The sequence below is a fragment of the Nitratireductor aestuarii genome, assembly GCF_014641695.1.
Classification (GTDB): domain Bacteria; phylum Pseudomonadota; class Alphaproteobacteria; order Rhizobiales; family Rhizobiaceae; genus Chelativorans; species Chelativorans aestuarii.
Genome location: NZ_BMIF01000001.1, coordinates 242,804 through 257,727 on the forward strand (window position 1 = coordinate 242,804; position 14,924 = coordinate 257,727).

Here is a 14,924-nt window from a genome sequence, read left to right on the forward strand (position 1 = left end):
GCCGGGAGCAGCGTTAGTCGAAAATTCGGCTTGCCGCCCCGGCGATGCGCAGTGCGGGCACACCATGATGTATGGCGAGCGGCACGACATACGCTCGAAAAAAGTAATCTTTTTCTTCCCTGGTCCTAGGTTGTCTGGGGCTTTGAACCTGATCCGAACCGGATGAGGCGTCATTATCGATCATGAAGTAGCCGGTGACCTTGATCGAGCTTGTGGCAGGCATTCCCGGATGTACGTTTACGCCGGGCCGAGTCACGACGATGATCTCATTGTGACGCTGAAAGGTGTTGTTCAAGACATCCTCAGGGGTTTGAAGAAAGGAGGCATGCTTGAGGACATTCTCTTTCAGCATGCCAGTGCGTTTGCTCGGCGGCACCTTGTTCAGATACGCCTGGTACTTTGCTCGCGCTTCCGCTGGCCCCGCCACTTTCGTGCCGGGCAAACCGGCCTGGAGGTTGCTGTTGATGTCACGGTGGAACGCGCACAGGATATTCTGATGGGGAACCTGCAGGATCACGCCGACCTCACGGAAGGTGAACGGCTTCAGGTGGCTGATCAGGCTCGCACACATCGCGTCACGCCCGGCGATTTCGCAATCGACGTCAGAAGAGAAAACGCCGTTCCGCCAGACGAGATCTGCCATCGTGGCGGTATGCACGATGAACCTGTAGGGCTGGCTTACGGGAGCCTTCAGGTCAAGCGTGCTCAGCGTCTGGGGGTCTGTAAAGTTGTCTGGGCGCCATTGCTTGAGAATATTGAGGTAGGGAATGCTCGGCGCGAAGTAGCTTCCGTACGATCTTCCTCCGGGCGATAGTTGTCCAACAGAATAATGCATGTTTCTGGCCCACGTATGAACTACCTGGCCAGTATGCGATCCACGCGCAGCAGCGTTGTGCCGAAGGTCACAGCTACATCTTCTCGCCGGGCAAGTGGCTGGCCTGCTTCACCCAGTCGAAGAACTGGCTCTCGTCCAGCTGTTGGTCCTCATGGATGTGCAGATAGCGGACCTCGGGATGCTTTGAGCTGACCGGTGGCAAGGGATTGAGCGAAGAACCGCGAAAGAACGCGACCTTGATGTACTTGTCGAAGCAGTGGAAGCTGAGGAACCAGCTGTCCTTCTCCATTCCATAGAAGGGCGAGTTCCATTTGACCGCCTTGGCGACATTGGGGACGGTCTTGACGATTAGCCTGTCGAGCTGCTCGCCTGCGGCGCGCTTCCATCCGGGCATGGCGTCGATGTACGCCTGCACAGGCTCTTCCCCATAGCCCTTGGGGATCTGCGGATTGCCGCCTGAAAGGAGTTTGGCCCCGCTAGCTGCCTTTTCCTCGGCCATGCAGTGTCTCCCACACTGTTGCAGCAGTCGGAGGAGTGAACCACATATGGGAGGAGGGGACAAGCAACGGGCAGCTTATGAAGATGGGGCTGCGCGTAGCGTTACCCGTTACGGGAGCTCAGTCTGAGATGTGTCGGAATGAATGTTATGCCCATGTTAGACGGTCATGTTACACTTTTCGGCGATTTACCCCTTGCGTTGAATCACTCGACTCTCTAGAGGAACAACCATTCGGAGCGTAGCGCAGTCTGGTAGCGCATCTGGTTTGGGACCAGAGGGTCGCAGGTTCGAATCCTGCCGCTCCGACCAAAGTTCAAAGTGCCATGCGAATGGCAGCTCAGGCATTAGCGAGGTCGTCATTCATGTCCGCGCGCATTTACAGCCCAGCAAGGACAGCGATGCAATCCGGGAAAGCAAAGACAGGCCATTGGGTCCTGGAATTCGAGCCGGAGAAGCCCCTGACGATCGAGCCATTGATGGGCTACACGTCTTCGTCAGATATGCGCCGTCAGGTTCGGCTCACCTTCCCGACCATGGAAGAGGCTGTCGCCTACGCTCAGAAGAACGGTATTGCCTTCCGCGTTGAGCCCGAAAAGAAGCCGAAGCGCCGCCAGGTTTCGTATGCGGAAAATTTCCGCTATGATCGAAAGATGCCTTGGACACACTGACATTCGGTGTTGGCCCCGTAGCTCAGGTGGATAGAGCGTCAGCCTTCTAAGCTGAATGTCACAGGTTCGAATCCTGTCGGGGTCGCCAAAATACGCGAGAGCCTGTCAGTTCCCGAAGTACAGGCAGCCGCTGACCTGCACCACGAGCCAATCGCGCTCGCCCCCTGAAATTCCCGCATCATCGATGGCCGATCCTCATGCGTAAGGATGCCTGATCGGCTCGTCCGCAGTTGCATAACAGTATAACCATCTGTTAGCATCGCTAGATGTTGTATTGGTTGATCATTGCTGCAACTTGGTTGGTCCCTGTAGGGGGTGTACAGGCGGCTGAAAAGCCAAAGCTGGACTTGGCCATTGTGGATCAAGTGATGACCCTGGTTCCCTCGGCGCCATCGACGTGGGAGCCAAAGACTTTTCTGGATATCGCTTACCCCTGGCCTGAAAGCTATATTGAGCGCTTTGCTCAACCGTACAACAGCTACACGTTCGCTCGTAATAGTGCAGCCATTGTGCAGCGGCTCCGACAAGGTGGAGACGAGCGCTTGTTTGCGCGCATGGCCGCATACCTCGACTTCGTTGCCAAGAACTACATAATCGAAAATGAAGGGTGCTATTACGTCACCAACGAGTTTGAGTACGGATATCTGTGGTCGAAGTTTGATTATGGGTTTCGCGGCGCCTTCATGAACAACGTTACCGCATACGGCTATCTGCATTTATACGATGCAACGAAGAACGCTGATTACCTTGCGACTGCGGAGAGGCTCCTAAGGTCGACAGCATTCTGCGAGACACGAGAGGTCAAGCTGCACTCGGTAGACAGCAACGGGTATTTCTGGCTGAATGAGTATGTTTTTCAGATGCCTGAGAAAGATGAGCCTCTATTCGCTCATCTCGGATTTGAAAAAGGCGACGACGGTTGGTGGCGCGCCAGAGTGTACAACGGCCACATTCACGCAATGCTGGCATTCTTGAAGCACAAGAGCCTCACCGGCAGTTCCGAATTCGACGAAGTCGTTGAGGCATCAATAGACACGATGCGACATTACCTGCCTCAGCAGACTTATGAGAGACGCTATTTCTCGTATATGGTCGAGATGCCTTCTCATGCCGACTACGGACAGCATCGTGCCGCGCATCTTGCTCGCGGGCTCTGCGACATGACGGGGGATAGTTCACTCTGCGATACTGCGGCGCAAATGACTGAATTCTACGAGGCAACGGTCGCGGAGAACGACGAGAAGATCCGCGCTGAAGCTCTGGCGGAGGCGAGAGACTATATCGCCCAATGGCGCGAAGCAAATCGAGGAAGCTATTTGCTTTCTCGTTGAAAGGGCGCGCCGGTGGCACGCCCTTCCGTTTAAGACTGGCAAGACGGGAAGAACAAGCCAGACTTAACCACGCCTTTGGGCATAGGTTTCGTTCGTACTGAATGCCGAGAACAGTGGTACCAGCTGCCAGACGGCTGACACGCCGACGAGGATGTAGACCAGCCTCGAAAGGGCGGAGCCTTCGCCGAAGATCGCGGCGACCAGGTCGAAGCTGAAGAGGCCCACGAGGCCCCAGTTGAGACCGCCGACGATGATCAACGCCAGCGTGATGAGGTTGATAGTCTTCATTATTGTCTCCTTGCGAGCCCGGAATACAGGGTGTCGCGAGCCTATGTGGTCAGATCGAATGGTCGGGCGGCAGAGCGGCACGGCCGCCCGAATGCTTCGGGATTAGCCTTCCGGCGGGAGGATAACCGCGTCGATGACGTGGATGACGCCGTTGCGGGCCTCGATATCCGTGGCCGTTACATTAGCTTCATTGACCTTCACCGCATTGCCTTCGACCGTGATGTCGATCGCCTTGCCGTTGACGGTCTTTGCTTCGTCAAGTCCGACGACATCGGCAGCCATCACCTTGCCCGGCACGACGTGATAGGTGAGCACATCAACGAGCTTCTGCTTGTTCTCAGGCTTGAGAAGGGTCTCGACCGTGCCCGCAGGCAGCTTCTCAAACGCTGCGTCCGTGGGGGCGAAGACGGTGAATGGACCTTCACCCTTCAGCGTACCGACCAGATCAGCTGCTTCCAGAGCGGCCGCGAGCGTCTTGAAGTCGCCAGCTGCGACGGCCGTGTCCACGATGTCCTTGTCTGCTGCATGAGCCGGTAGAGCGGCTGCAAGCCCGATGATGGCGGCTGCGAATACGTGCTTCATTCCCATCTCATTAACTCCATGAGTTCCGAAATTGCCCGCGTTAAAAGAGCGGATGAGTTTCATGTGGTGCAAAAAGTTTTTATTGCCAATAAAAATCTCCATGCGCTATGACGTTTCTCCTGTGGCGAAAAATGCCGACGCAGGTTTGTCCTGCAGGGAAAAAGGAGAGTGGAAATGCTGTCCGATACGCTGACGATGGAGCTCGACCGCTATCGAATCGGACCTCGCATCAAGGCCCTGCGCTTGGCCAAGCAGATGGGATTGGCACAGCTGGGCCAGCATACGGGCCTGTCGACTGCCATGCTGTCGAAGATCGAACGCGGCCAGCTCTTCCCGACATTGCCGACGCTGATGCGCATCGCGCTCGTGTTCGGTGTGGGGCTGGATCATTTCTTCGACCAGAAGGGGCCGAAGATTGCGGTGGCGAAGAAGGAGGAGCGTGTCCAGCTTCCGATAGAGGGAGCCGAACCAAAATCGCTGGCCTACCTTTTCGAGAGCCTCAACTATCCACTGACAGACCGGAAGATGGAGGCCTTCGTCGCAGAGTTTCCGGAAAACTCCGTTCCCTCCGAACCGCACCAGCACGGCACGGAAGAGCTGGTCTACATCCTTGCCGGAACGCTGCAGGTGACGATCGCAAGCAAGAAGGTCAAGCTGGAAGAGGGAGACGCGATGGCCTTCGATTCAAGTGAACCGCATCACTACCAGCGCGTTGGAATCGAAGCCTGCAAGGCGCTGGTGGTGACGGTGGAATGACATATTCGAGAGCTCATCCGATGAAACAGCAATGGGTCGAAGTCCATGACCGGATGCAGCAGGGCTATAGATATCAGCTGGTTGCGCCGATTGGCTCCGAATTTGAATCAGGCTTCGAACCGCAGCTGTCGCCGGCCGAAATGCTGGCTCTCGGCGTCTTCGGCGGCAAGTACATGACCGACTGTCGTACTGAATTTCCGGAAAGCTGGTTTGCCGATGCTCGCCTGTCGCCCGCACGGCGAGATCCGAGCCTGAACTACTTTGGCGTTGATGCAAGCCAGCCGCTGAGCGTCTGGCGGGCCAAGGGCTGGATCCATCCGGACGATCCGCGCGGATGGTTCCAGTGGTATTGCCGCTACTACATGGGCCGCCGCATCCCCGGCGAAGACCAGCGGCAGATCGGCCGGTGGCGAGCCATGCGCCGGCACATCGCCCAGATTCGCCAGAACTGCGAGCCGGGCGACCCATGGTGCCGCCCGCGCCAGCGCCAGGCACTGCTCCATTGGGCCTATGACACCCGCTCGCTGTGAACCTCGAATTACTTCGCCCGAAGCAGCGTGTTTTCTACGTCGCCTTCCATCTGGTCGATCACGAGCAGCTTCACCACGTCGTCGCCAACGTTCTTGGCGTGGTGCCACTGGTCGATCATTTCGATGACGAAGTCACCGGTCTTGTAGACGTTGCTCTCGTTGGTCTCGGCGTTGGTCACCTGCAACGAGCCGGACTGGACCCACGCGTAGCGGGCGAATGGATGTTTGTGGACGGGCAGGCCCGCCTGCGGCGCGATCTCGAAGGTGGAGAATACCACCCGGACGTTCTTCTGGGGCAGGGTGATGGGCTGCCCGGAAGCAGTCTCGGTCTTGGTTGCAAGGGGTGTGACGGTCACCGCCTCCAGCGCAAAGGCGGTGGCGGTCGATGCTATGAAGGCAAGGCCAATGGCCGCAAGTTTTGCTGAGCTTCGCACTGAAATCTCCTCCCATCAAATGCGATGGCAAAGCATTATTCAATTGCGGAGCAGTGCGGAAGCGGGGTTGGCGCGCGCGGCCAAAAAACTTTGCCAGCTCAAGGAAAAATCAGGCGGTGGCGACCAGAACGGCACCTGCGGCGATGAGTGAGACGCCGGCCCAGCCCTGGATCGAGAGGCGCTCGCCGAGGAAGATGGCGGCGAAGATTGCAACCAGCACGACGCTCAGCTTGTCGATCGGAGCGACCTGTCCGGCATCGCCAAGCTTCAGCGCCCGGAAATAGCAGAGCCAGGAGGCGCCGGTGGCGAGTGCCGAAAGCGTCAGAAACTGCCAGGTCTTGCCTGGAATGTTGGCGGGGTTCTGCCAGTTGCCGAAGGCAAGCACGATGATGAGCGTCATCGGCAGGATGATTGCAGTGCGGATGAACGTCGCCATGTCCGAATTGATGCCGGAGACACCGACCTTGGCGAAGATGGCCGTCAACGCGGCGAAGGCGGCCGATAGAAGCGCCCAGAACTGCCATGACTGTACCATCTTGCTCTCCGTTGGACTCACCGTGTTTGGGCGGAGATGAGCGCGCGGCGGCGTCAAGGTCAACCGGATCAAGCGTCCGATGCCCCGCTTTCCGGAATGAACCTTGTAAAGTTGCCGTCCCGCCACCATATGCCGGATAGTGCTCGCGGGAGCGGCGAAGGTCCTTTCAGATAGATTGTGGGGTTCGTCGCTGGAGCGGGCGCATTTGTACCGATCGATGCGATGCTGACCACGGATGTACTGGCAGCGGAGATAGCGTCTCGGTAGCGAAGGAAAGCGGGCACACTGGCCCGCTTTTTTGCTTTTTACATCATCAGCTGCGTTGAGACTGTCACATCGTCGACGGAAGCCACGTCGCGATCGATGGGAACATCGTCAGCAGGACGAGAAGCAGGATGATGATGCCGAAATAGGGGGCGACGCCACGAATAACCGTTGCGATGCCTGCCTTCGAGATCTGGTCCACCACATAGAGGTTGATCCCGACAGGTGGTGTTACCTGTCCCAGTTCGACCGCTACTACCAGAACGACACCGAACCAGATGAGATCGATGTTGTATGCGTTGAGGATAGGCAGCAGCAGCGGCACCGTCATCACGATCATGCCGATCGAATCCACCAGACATCCGAGGACGATGTAGAAGAGCAGCATCGCCACCAGGAAGGCGATGACGTTCAGATCAAGCGAGATGACCCACTGCGTCAGCTGCTGGGTGATGCCGGCCGTCTGGATGGCGTAGTTGAAGATGAACGCGCCGATGACGATGAAGAGGATCGAAGAGCTGATGAGGATGGTGTTCATCAACGCCTGACCGAAGGCGCGCAAGGGTGGGCGGCCGACAAACCATGCAATGACCGCGGCGAGGAAAGCGCCGACGCCTGCAGCTTCGGTAGGCGTTGCAATTCCCATGAAGATCGCCCCTAGAATGACGACCATGAGGCCCAGCATCGGAGAAACGTTCTTCAATCCGATCCAGAACCATCCCTTCTCCGCCGGCGGCATCTTGGGTGCAAGGCTTGGATTGATCATGCAGCGTATGGCGATGTAGGCCATGAACATGCCGGTAAGCAGAAGCCCTGGAACCATGCCCGCCGCAAAAAGCCTGGCGACCGAAAGCTCCGAGAAGGTGGCATAGATGATCATGACGATCGACGGTGGGATCAGAATTCCCAGTGTCCCGCCTGCAGCGATCGATCCACAGGCCATGGAGAGGTCGTAGCCATCCTTGCGCTGGCGCGGGATAGCAACGCCGCCGATGGCGGCTGCCGTCGCCACGCTCGATCCGCTGATGGCAGCAAAGAGCGCGCAGCTCGCGATATTGGTCTGCAGCAGACCCCCGGGCGCCTTGCGGATGAACTGAGACATGCCGGCATAATAGGAGTCGCTCATCCCCGAGCGCAGCATGAACTCTGCCATCAGGACGAACAGGGGGAGGGAGCTGAGAGATGCGTTGTTGATGCTTCCCCAGATGATGAAGGTCACCGCATTCAGCGAGTTGAAGCCCTCATTGAGGAGGAGCGTCAGAACACCTGCGAGCCCCACTGAAACGGCAATCGGCATCCCGGCGAGAAGCAGAGAGATCGAGACGATCATTCCAAGCGAAACCGTAATGATTTCGTACATGCGGCTTTACTCCACTTCGCGGATGGCGAGTTCTGCGCCAGGATCTGGGACCTTGATCGGATCCGGAATGATCAGTTTTCTGATCATGACCAGGCAAAGAAGGGTTATGCCTATCGGCAGGAGCATCTGGGGGATCCAGAGCGGGGTCCTCATGACGCTCGCTGCCGTCAGGTCCCGCTGGATCGATTTCATCAGCAGCTGGATCACGTACCAGTCGATCAGGATGCAATAGGCGATCGAGACGAGGCCGTAGACGAACTCCACCCTCCGGCGGAGGTGAGGACCCATGCGTGAAATGAAGAAATCGACCGTGAGCAGTGCATTCTTCTCGCGGCAGTAAGGCAGGCCGAGTGCCATGATCGCCAGCACCATGTACCCGGAAAATTCTTCGATGAGATAGAGCGTGGACGAGAACACGGATCGAAGAATGACCTCAATGACGATCAGAACGCTCATGCCCGCGATCGCCACGCAGGCGAGTATCGCGCAGAATAGGACCAGCCAGTCCAGGGCAGCATTAAGCGCGCGCATATGGCTTCCTTTTCTCAGAATTACGTGCGGAAATGGCCGCGGCAGGGACGCCGCGGCACTTGACGGCTATGCGCCTACTTGTGCCCGAGGTGCGCCTTCAGTTTCTGAAGGATATCCTCGGCTTCAGGACCGCGCTCTTTCGCCCATTGATCCCAGACGGGGGACATGATTTCCCTGATCTGGGCGAGCGAGTCAGGATTTGCCGGCGAGATGACCCAGCCGTCCTTCTCCTGGAATTCGTTCATGGCGACCGAGTTATCCTCCTCCTGGGAGCTGATGATCCATTTGCGGGTCTCGTCAACGAACTCCTGGAACTGGCTCTGCTGTTCCGATGTCAGGCTTTCCCACCGGTCCTTGTTCATGAGGATGTAGCTCACCGTCACATAGACGGCGTCCTGGGTGCCGGAGCCGAAGAAGTCTCGCCAGAGCCTTCCGCCGGCCGCATAGGCGGTCACGACATATTCTACAGTTCCGCGCTGCAGCGCCGCCGACACGTCGGGTGTGGGCAGGGTAACGGGGATCGCCCCGATTGCCTTAGCAAGTTCAGCCACCTCAGGATTGCTGACGCGGATCGTCCGGCCCTTCAGGTCCGAGAACGAGTTCAGCGGCGGAGCCTTCTTCGAGCCGAGAATGACCTGCGGCGGATAATGGTACACACCGAAGACCTTGATATTGCGCTTGTCGAACTCCGCCTCGATCATCGGCTTCAGGAAAGGCCAGCCGTTTTCGTCGTAATCCGCGTTGCTGGAGAACATGCCGGGCAGGATGCCGACCGAAGCGAGCGGAACGTAGCCAGAGACCGTCGAACTCGAACCGAAATCCAGAACGCCGTCGCTGATGGCGGGAGCGATCGAGTTGGCATCGATCGGCAGGGACCCGCCGACGTTGCAGGTCATGTTGACTTCGCCGTTGGTGATTTCCTTGAGCTTCTCGGCCATCTTCTTCAGGCCGGCGTTGACAGGGCTCGCCGGGGCCGCCTGGTATGTGTAGCACTTCCACTCGGCTGCGGCTGCCGGCCCCGCTACGGCTACCGCACCCGCGATCGCCAGGGTCATCGAAACTTTACGCAGGAAAGAATATTCGGACACAGGCTCCTCCCTAGTTGTCCTCACATCGCGCGCCCGCAGGCTGAACCAACTCCGGATGCGTAGAAGCGCGATTCAATCACATGTGAAGCCTAACGATTTGCCGTTTGCCAGCATCGTGTTCTTCTCATTCGTTTCGAAGGATGAAACAGCGTTCCGCGTTTGGAGTACGTCTGTTGCTCGAGGCGGGCGTCCGGATATCATGAGCCAGCCTTCAAAGACGCAGGATGCGCCGGTAACGGATCGAAGAGGTGGTGCGGTGAAAATCGACGAAATTCTAAATCAGGGGTGGCAGCACTTCAATCTGTCGCTCGACAACAAGATTCTGACTGTGCAGCTCGACACCAAGGGTTTCGAGCGCAATGACTTCGACGCGTCGGTGATTGATGAACTGCGGCAGCTAGGCGTCCTCCTTCACCGCAACATCGACATCAACGTGGTCCTGCTTTGCGGGCGCAGCGATGTGTTCTCGTTTGGAAGCGACCCCAAAGCTTTCAAACTGCGCTTCAGCCCGGAAACGATGTTGGAGCGGCGACACGACGTCATGCCAGGCGCCGACATGGCGGAGGCCTGGAGCAAGATCGAGGCAATCACGATCGCTGCCATCGACGGACGCTGCAGAGGTGCGGCGAGCGTCCTTTCGGTCGCCTGCGACTTCAGGATCATGGGCGAAGGCGTAGAGTTCTTCTTCCCCGAGGTGCCAAACGGGATGATCCTGGGATGGGGCGCCATCCCGCGCCTCGTTGAGCTGGCGGGACCGTCCCGTACCAAGCAGATGATCCTGTTCGGAGAATTCCTGAGTGCGACGATCTGCGAGAAATGGGGGCTAGCCGATGAAATCGCGCCCGCCGGCGAGTCTCATATTGTTGCCCAACGCTGGGCCGAGAAGGTGACGAACCTGCCACCCCTTGCGGTGCGCATGACTAAGGAGGCGATCGACACATACAGCACCGCGCTGCATGCCTCGGCTGCCGTTGCGGATCGCAACAGGTACCTCGTGGCGGGGCATATACGCGCTGGACTGTTGAAGTAAGAGGCGGAGGGCGGCCTTCCATGGTTCAGTCAACCATGGAAGGCTTTGAACTGTTCTAGTCTAGTGATGGGAATGTTGAGGCGCGGCTGCTGCCGGAGCGCGGGCGGCCTCGACCGCCAGTTCCACATCAATCGAACCAGCCTTCTCGAAGGTCAGCGTCAGCGGAACGCGCTCGCCCTCAGTCATGGGCTGCTTGAGATCGATCAGCATCAGGTGGAAACCGCCGGGTGCGAGTTCGACCGTCTCGCCAGCCTTGATCTCGATCCCGTCGGCGAGCGGGCGCATCATCATCACGCCGTCCTTCATTTCCATCGCATGAACCTCGACCCGATCGGCAATCGGCGACGCGACCGCCACAAGCCGGTCGTCCGCCGTTCCTTCATTGGTGAGCTTGAGGTAGCCGCCGCCGACCTTCGCGGCAGGCAGGGTGGCGCGGGACCATGGATGGCCGATTTCGATCTCGCCCACCTTGTATTCGTGGGCGAAGGCTGTGTGGCTGGCAAAGAACGTAGCGGCGGCAAGGGCCAGAGCTGCAAATTTCATGTTAATCTCCGTAATTCCAGTATGTGCGCTAGGCACGGCATGTGTGGAACTTAGGCGGAGAGGGCAGGCGGCGCGCGCGCTTCGCCAGCAAGGCCGAGATCGCTGGGTGCGGCAAGATCTGCTGCGATTGCCGCCCACAAGAAAACGGTCTGCTGCAAGGTGGCTGGAAGTGCGGCAGCCTCGGGGAGATCTGCGGGACCAGCGGCACAGGCAAGCTGGCAGAGCGACGAGCAGCAGTCGTGGGCAAACCCAGCGAGCGGATGCGCAATGTCAGAATAGTCTTCGCCACTGGGTGCGCAGATGATGAAAGTGGGCCCCAGCTCATGAGCTGCCATCGAGCTCTTGGCGTAGGCCGACACTGCACCTTGCAGAAGTAGCATATAGGAGATCAACGCGGCTAGCAGCCACGCCATCAAACGATCCTGCCTTATGCTTCTGAGCTTCTGCATGGATTGCTCATGGCACCGAACGCGAGGAAAGTCACCCGTCTACTTCGACACAGCCGTGTTTTCGATAGAGGCTGTCAGTCTTCGAGAGAAGTCATTTCCATTCGCCTGGACGAAAACCTCATCGAGGCCGAGCCAGCTGGCCATTCTGTTGAGTGCTTCAGCAAGGCGATCCGCAGTCTCCTCCGGAGCAACATCTTCATTCGAGACACCTTGTACGCGCAGGACACGAGCCTTCCGGTCCGCCTTGAGGTCGACGCGGGCGACCAGCCGGTCGCCGAGCAGGAACGGAAACACATAATAGCCGTGCTCGCGTTTTTCGGCCGGTGTGTAGATCTCGAGCCGATAGCGGAAACCAAACAGCCGCTCGACGCGGGACCTCTCCCAGATCAGCGGATCGAACGGGGCGAGCAGGGCGGAAGCATTCACCCGGCGCGGCATGCGGGCATCGCGGTGGAGTAGCCCCGGTTGCGGCCAGCCCTCCACCTTCACCGGCATCAGCACACCGTCCTCTACCAACTCGTCGATGCGTGAATAGGCAACGGCAGGGCTCAGGCGAAAATAGTCGCGCAGGTCGCTGCGCGTGGCGACGCCCATGGCGCGTGCGGCGATCTCCAGGAGTTGCCGATGGGCCTCATGCGGCTCCGGAGTCGGCGTATGGAGTACAGCGGCGGGGAAGACGCGGTCCGGAATGTCGTAGCGCCGCTCGAAGTTTGGCCCACGCGAGTGCGTGGTGATCAGGCCAGCCCAGAACAGCCATTCGAGCGCATGCTTGGCGTCGCTCCACTCCCACCAGCCTGACGCTCCGCGATGGCCGTCGATATCGGAAGCGGTGAGGGGGCCTCTCCGCTCCACCTCGGCCAGCACCTTGTTGATGAAGTCGCGCTTTTCTGTCCCGAACGTCGCGAGCCTCCGATAGATGCCGCGGCCCTCGCGGGCTTCGGCCATGCGCCAGCGCAACAATGGCTGTACCTCGACCGGAAGGAGCGAGGCCTCGTGCGCCCAATATTCGAAGCCGAGGCGTGGCGCACGCGACAATGCCCGGTCAAGGAGTTCTGTTGGGTAGGGGCCGGTTCGCGAGAACATGGGCATGTAGTGGGCGCGGGTGACCACATTCACCGAATCGATCTGGAACAGACCGAGCCGCCGCAGCACGCGGGGGAGGTGCTGGCGGCTGACGGATCCCGGTCGCCGCTCCGCAAATCCCTGCGCGGCCAGAGCGATCCTCCGGGCCTGTGGCAAACCGATGGTGTCGATCGTCAAGCGCGACTCTCCCACTGCTTTTGCCCCCAATTTATGGCATGGTAATTCAGACCCTGGAAATGCTCCGTTATGATCTATATATGCGGTGCATAACCTCATGCCGCTCCCAAAAAATAACAAGAACGTAATAACCCACTGATTCATCGTTACTTTCGGCCAAGGGAGCGTTCTCCCCAGCAGGGGAAGGGCCGAAAATCAATCCTGTGAGACGGGGTGCCGGTAGGCGAAGTATCTAGTCGACTTGATAATGTTGGACTTGCTTCCTCGAACTGCCTGCGCTAACCGTCGCCGCGTTGCAACATGGGCTTGGCTCCATCTGGCATTTCGTGCTGGCGAGCGACGTGCCCTGTACGGAACCTGCCGGGCAGGTAACGGAAAGTCGGACAATGAACGAGCTCCTGAGTTCATATTTACCCATCGTGATTTTCATCGGAGTGTCGCTCCTCATCGGCTGCGCACTGCTGGTAGCTCCATTCCTGATTGCCTATCGCAATCCGGATCCGGAGAAGCTGTCGGCGTACGAGTGCGGTTTCAACGCCTTTGATGACGCCCGCATGAAGTTCGATGTGCGGTTCTACCTGGTCGCCATCCTGTTCATCATCTTCGATCTTGAGGTGGTGTTTCTGTTCCCGTGGGCCGTATCTTTCGGCTCCATCGGCATGTTCGGCTTCTGGGCCATGATGATCTTCCTCGGCGTCCTGACCGTCGGGTTCATTTACGAATGGAAGAAGGGGGCTCTCGAATGGGATTGAACAGCAACACTCTGGTTGCTCAGCAGCCCAAGGGAATCATTGATCCGAACACGGGCAAGCCTGTGGGTGAGAATGACGCCTTCTTTGGCTCCATCAATGAGGAACTGACCGACAAGGGCTTCCTCGTCACGTCGTCTGAGGCGCTCATCACCTGGGCGCGTACCGGTTCGCTGATGTGGATGACCTTCGGTCTCGCCTGCTGCGCCGTCGAGATGATGCATATGTCGATGCCCCGTTACGACGGCGAGCGATTCGGCTTTGCACCCCGCGCTTCTCCGCGCCAGTCCGACGTGATGATTGTTGCGGGCACCCTGACCAACAAGATGGCGCCGGCGCTCCGCAAGGTCTATGACCAGATGCCGGAGCCGCGTTACGTGATCTCGATGGGTTCCTGCGCCAACGGCGGCGGCTACTACCACTACTCGTACGCAGTCGTACGTGGTTGCGATCGTGTCGTTCCTGTCGACATCTACGTGCCTGGCTGCCCGCCAACCGCCGAAGCTCTGCTCTACGGTGTGCTTCTTCTCCAGAAGAAGATCCGCCGTTCAGGCACCATCGAGCGCTAGGAGTAATGATGAGCGAAGCGCTTAAAGACCTTGGATCCTATATCCAGGAAAAGCTTGCTGGCCGTGTGCAGGAGAGCATCGTCGCATACGGCGAGCTCACGCTGGTCGTGGAGCCCGCCGATATCGTCGAGGTCCTGACGTTCCTGAAGAACGATGTGCAGTGCCAGTTCATCTGCTTCATCGACATCTGCGGTGCGGACTACCCGTCGCGCGACAAGCGGTTCGAGGTTGTTTATCACCTCCTGTCGCCGCGCCAGAACATGCGCATCCGCGTGAAGCTCTCCACGGACGAGGACACTCCGGTTCCTTCCGCTGTTGAGGTTTTCCCGGCTGCCAACTGGTTTGAGCGCGAAGTCTACGACTTCTACGGCGTTCTCTTCTCCGATCATCCGGACCTTCGCCGCATCCTGACCGACTATGGCTTTGAAGGCCATCCGCTCCGCAAGGATTTCCCGCTGACCGGCTTTGCTGAAGTCCATTACGACGAAGAAGCAAAGCGCGTGGTCTACAAGCCGGTGAACCTCCGCCAGGAGTTCCGTAATTTTGATTTTCTCTCGCCATGGGAAGGCACGGACTATGTGCTCCCGGGTGATGAGAAAGCGAAGCAGTGAATGGTGAATGGT

General features: G+C 58.5%; 20 protein-coding genes and 2 tRNA genes. 10 read left to right on the plus strand and 12 right to left on the minus strand.

What is annotated here, in order from left to right; genetic code table 11:
- Positions 1-13 precede the first annotated feature (13 nt).
- Both IEX27_RS01235 and IEX27_RS01240 read right to left on the minus strand, forming a co-directional pair.
- Positions 14-835: a hypothetical protein gene (locus IEX27_RS01235; RefSeq protein WP_188719105.1), complete on the minus strand. Its 822-nt coding sequence runs from the start codon at positions 833-835 to the stop codon at positions 14-16.
- Positions 836-908: 73 nt separating this feature from the next.
- Positions 909-1,334, minus strand: a complete 426-nt coding sequence (locus IEX27_RS01240; RefSeq protein ID WP_188719106.1) for a DUF1801 domain-containing protein — start codon at positions 1,332-1,334, stop codon at positions 909-911.
- 232 nt (positions 1,335-1,566) lie between these two features.
- On the opposite strand from IEX27_RS01240, the gene IEX27_RS01245 reads away from it, so the two are divergent.
- From IEX27_RS01245 to IEX27_RS01260, 4 genes are all read left to right on the plus strand, one after another.
- Positions 1,567-1,643: transfer RNA gene (locus tag IEX27_RS01245), tRNA-Pro, on the plus strand.
- A gap of 53 nt (positions 1,644-1,696) precedes the next feature.
- Entirely contained in the window at positions 1,697-2,002 is a 306-nt protein-coding gene (locus tag IEX27_RS01250; RefSeq protein WP_280516435.1) for an ETC complex I subunit, read from the plus strand.
- An 11-nt stretch (positions 2,003-2,013) separates the two neighbouring features.
- Positions 2,014-2,090, plus strand: a tRNA-Arg gene (locus tag IEX27_RS01255).
- A gap of 178 nt (positions 2,091-2,268) precedes the next feature.
- The gene (locus tag IEX27_RS01260) at positions 2,269-3,333 is read left to right on the plus strand and encodes a hypothetical protein (RefSeq protein ID WP_188719108.1); all 1,065 of its coding nucleotides are present in this window, start codon (positions 2,269-2,271) and stop codon (positions 3,331-3,333) included.
- Between the two features lie 63 nt (positions 3,334-3,396).
- Here IEX27_RS01260 and IEX27_RS01265 read toward each other — a convergent pair whose 3' ends face one another.
- Together IEX27_RS01265 and IEX27_RS01270 are read right to left on the minus strand one after the other, a co-directional pair.
- Positions 3,397-3,621 (minus strand): DUF378 domain-containing protein, encoded by a 225-nt coding sequence (locus IEX27_RS01265; protein WP_188719109.1) that lies wholly within the window; start codon positions 3,619-3,621, stop codon positions 3,397-3,399.
- A 102-nt stretch (positions 3,622-3,723) separates the two neighbouring features.
- Entirely contained in the window at positions 3,724-4,209 is a 486-nt protein-coding gene (locus tag IEX27_RS01270; RefSeq protein WP_188719110.1) for a fasciclin domain-containing protein, read from the minus strand.
- 168 nt (positions 4,210-4,377) lie between these two features.
- On the opposite strand from IEX27_RS01270, the gene IEX27_RS01275 reads away from it, so the two are divergent.
- Complete coding sequence (locus IEX27_RS01275) at positions 4,378-4,959, plus strand: helix-turn-helix domain-containing protein (RefSeq protein WP_188719111.1); 582 nt, start codon at positions 4,378-4,380, stop codon at positions 4,957-4,959.
- A 20-nt stretch (positions 4,960-4,979) separates the two neighbouring features.
- Positions 4,980-5,489, plus strand: a complete 510-nt coding sequence (locus IEX27_RS01280; RefSeq protein WP_188719112.1) for a hypothetical protein — start codon at positions 4,980-4,982, stop codon at positions 5,487-5,489.
- An 8-nt stretch (positions 5,490-5,497) separates the two neighbouring features.
- On the opposite strand, the gene IEX27_RS01285 is transcribed toward IEX27_RS01280, so the two are convergent.
- From IEX27_RS01285 to IEX27_RS01305, 5 genes are all read right to left on the minus strand, one after another.
- Complete coding sequence (locus IEX27_RS01285; RefSeq protein WP_188719113.1) at positions 5,498-5,923, minus strand: cupin domain-containing protein; 426 nt, start codon at positions 5,921-5,923, stop codon at positions 5,498-5,500.
- 109 nt (positions 5,924-6,032) lie between these two features.
- On the minus strand, positions 6,033-6,458 hold the full coding sequence (locus tag IEX27_RS01290; protein ID WP_188719114.1) for an EamA family transporter: 426 nt from the start codon (positions 6,456-6,458) through the stop codon (positions 6,033-6,035).
- A 331-nt stretch (positions 6,459-6,789) separates the two neighbouring features.
- Positions 6,790-8,082 (minus strand): TRAP transporter large permease, encoded by a 1,293-nt coding sequence (locus IEX27_RS01295; protein WP_188719115.1) that lies wholly within the window; start codon positions 8,080-8,082, stop codon positions 6,790-6,792.
- 6 nt (positions 8,083-8,088) lie between these two features.
- Positions 8,089-8,613: a TRAP transporter small permease gene (locus IEX27_RS01300; protein WP_188719116.1), complete on the minus strand. Its 525-nt coding sequence runs from the start codon at positions 8,611-8,613 to the stop codon at positions 8,089-8,091.
- A 74-nt stretch (positions 8,614-8,687) separates the two neighbouring features.
- Positions 8,688-9,701, minus strand: coding sequence for a TRAP transporter substrate-binding protein (locus IEX27_RS01305; protein ID WP_188719117.1), 1,014 nt, complete (start codon positions 9,699-9,701; stop codon positions 8,688-8,690).
- Between the two features lie 199 nt (positions 9,702-9,900).
- Here IEX27_RS01305 and IEX27_RS01310 point away from each other — a divergent pair, with 199 nt between their 5' ends.
- Entirely contained in the window at positions 9,901-10,731 is an 831-nt protein-coding gene (locus IEX27_RS01310; protein ID WP_188719118.1) for an enoyl-CoA hydratase/isomerase family protein, read from the plus strand.
- Positions 10,732-10,791: 60 nt separating this feature from the next.
- On the opposite strand, the gene IEX27_RS01315 is transcribed toward IEX27_RS01310, so the two are convergent.
- The 3 genes from IEX27_RS01315 to IEX27_RS01325 form a co-directional block, all read right to left on the minus strand.
- Positions 10,792-11,274, minus strand: a complete 483-nt coding sequence (locus IEX27_RS01315; RefSeq protein ID WP_188719119.1) for a copper chaperone PCu(A)C — start codon at positions 11,272-11,274, stop codon at positions 10,792-10,794.
- A 50-nt stretch (positions 11,275-11,324) separates the two neighbouring features.
- Positions 11,325-11,687, minus strand: a complete 363-nt coding sequence (locus IEX27_RS01320) for a hypothetical protein (RefSeq protein WP_188719120.1) — start codon at positions 11,685-11,687, stop codon at positions 11,325-11,327.
- 75 nt (positions 11,688-11,762) lie between these two features.
- The gene (locus IEX27_RS01325) at positions 11,763-12,983 is read right to left on the minus strand and encodes a winged helix-turn-helix domain-containing protein (RefSeq protein ID WP_244630181.1); all 1,221 of its coding nucleotides are present in this window, start codon (positions 12,981-12,983) and stop codon (positions 11,763-11,765) included.
- A gap of 386 nt (positions 12,984-13,369) precedes the next feature.
- Between IEX27_RS01325 and IEX27_RS01330 the strand changes: the two genes are divergently transcribed.
- From IEX27_RS01330 to IEX27_RS01340, 3 genes are read left to right on the plus strand one after another with little or no spacing between them, the layout of a single operon-like run.
- Positions 13,370-13,735, plus strand: a complete 366-nt coding sequence (locus IEX27_RS01330; protein WP_188719122.1) for an NADH-quinone oxidoreductase subunit A — start codon at positions 13,370-13,372, stop codon at positions 13,733-13,735.
- Positions 13,726-14,301 (plus strand): NuoB/complex I 20 kDa subunit family protein, encoded by a 576-nt coding sequence (locus IEX27_RS01335; RefSeq protein WP_188719123.1) that lies wholly within the window; start codon positions 13,726-13,728, stop codon positions 14,299-14,301. Before IEX27_RS01330 ends, IEX27_RS01335 begins: the two co-directional genes overlap by 10 nt.
- A gap of 8 nt (positions 14,302-14,309) precedes the next feature.
- Complete coding sequence (locus IEX27_RS01340) at positions 14,310-14,912, plus strand: NADH-quinone oxidoreductase subunit C (RefSeq protein WP_188719124.1); 603 nt, start codon at positions 14,310-14,312, stop codon at positions 14,910-14,912.
- The last annotated feature ends 12 nt before the right edge of the window (positions 14,913-14,924 follow it).

Bases quoted from the DNA above. Each gene is read 5' to 3' on its own strand.
- IEX27_RS01235 (WP_188719105.1), bottom strand. From the start codon at position 835: ATGCATTATTCTGTTGGACAACTATCGCCCGGAGGAAGATCGTACGGA.
- IEX27_RS01240 (WP_188719106.1), bottom strand. From the start codon at position 1,334: ATGGCCGAGGAAAAGGCAGCTAGCGGGGCCAAACTCCTTTCAGGCGGC.
- IEX27_RS01250 (WP_280516435.1), top strand. From the start codon at position 1,697: ATGTCCGCGCGCATTTACAGCCCAGCAAGGACAGCGATGCAATCCGGG.
- IEX27_RS01260 (WP_188719108.1), top strand. From the start codon at position 2,269: ATGTTGTATTGGTTGATCATTGCTGCAACTTGGTTGGTCCCTGTAGGG.
- IEX27_RS01265 (WP_188719109.1), bottom strand. From the start codon at position 3,621: ATGAAGACTATCAACCTCATCACGCTGGCGTTGATCATCGTCGGCGGT.
- IEX27_RS01270 (WP_188719110.1), bottom strand. From the start codon at position 4,209: ATGGGAATGAAGCACGTATTCGCAGCCGCCATCATCGGGCTTGCAGCC.
- IEX27_RS01275 (WP_188719111.1), top strand. From the start codon at position 4,378: ATGCTGTCCGATACGCTGACGATGGAGCTCGACCGCTATCGAATCGGA.
- IEX27_RS01280 (WP_188719112.1), top strand. From the start codon at position 4,980: ATGAAACAGCAATGGGTCGAAGTCCATGACCGGATGCAGCAGGGCTAT.
- IEX27_RS01290 (WP_188719114.1), bottom strand. From the start codon at position 6,458: ATGGTACAGTCATGGCAGTTCTGGGCGCTTCTATCGGCCGCCTTCGCC.
- IEX27_RS01295 (WP_188719115.1), bottom strand. From the start codon at position 8,082: ATGTACGAAATCATTACGGTTTCGCTTGGAATGATCGTCTCGATCTCT.
- IEX27_RS01300 (WP_188719116.1), bottom strand. From the start codon at position 8,613: ATGCGCGCGCTTAATGCTGCCCTGGACTGGCTGGTCCTATTCTGCGCG.
- IEX27_RS01310 (WP_188719118.1), top strand. From the start codon at position 9,901: ATGAGCCAGCCTTCAAAGACGCAGGATGCGCCGGTAACGGATCGAAGA.
- IEX27_RS01315 (WP_188719119.1), bottom strand. From the start codon at position 11,274: ATGAAATTTGCAGCTCTGGCCCTTGCCGCCGCTACGTTCTTTGCCAGC.
- IEX27_RS01320 (WP_188719120.1), bottom strand. From the start codon at position 11,687: ATGGCGTGGCTGCTAGCCGCGTTGATCTCCTATATGCTACTTCTGCAA.
- IEX27_RS01330 (WP_188719122.1), top strand. From the start codon at position 13,370: ATGAACGAGCTCCTGAGTTCATATTTACCCATCGTGATTTTCATCGGA.
- IEX27_RS01335 (WP_188719123.1), top strand. From the start codon at position 13,726: ATGGGATTGAACAGCAACACTCTGGTTGCTCAGCAGCCCAAGGGAATC.
- IEX27_RS01340 (WP_188719124.1), top strand. From the start codon at position 14,310: ATGAGCGAAGCGCTTAAAGACCTTGGATCCTATATCCAGGAAAAGCTT.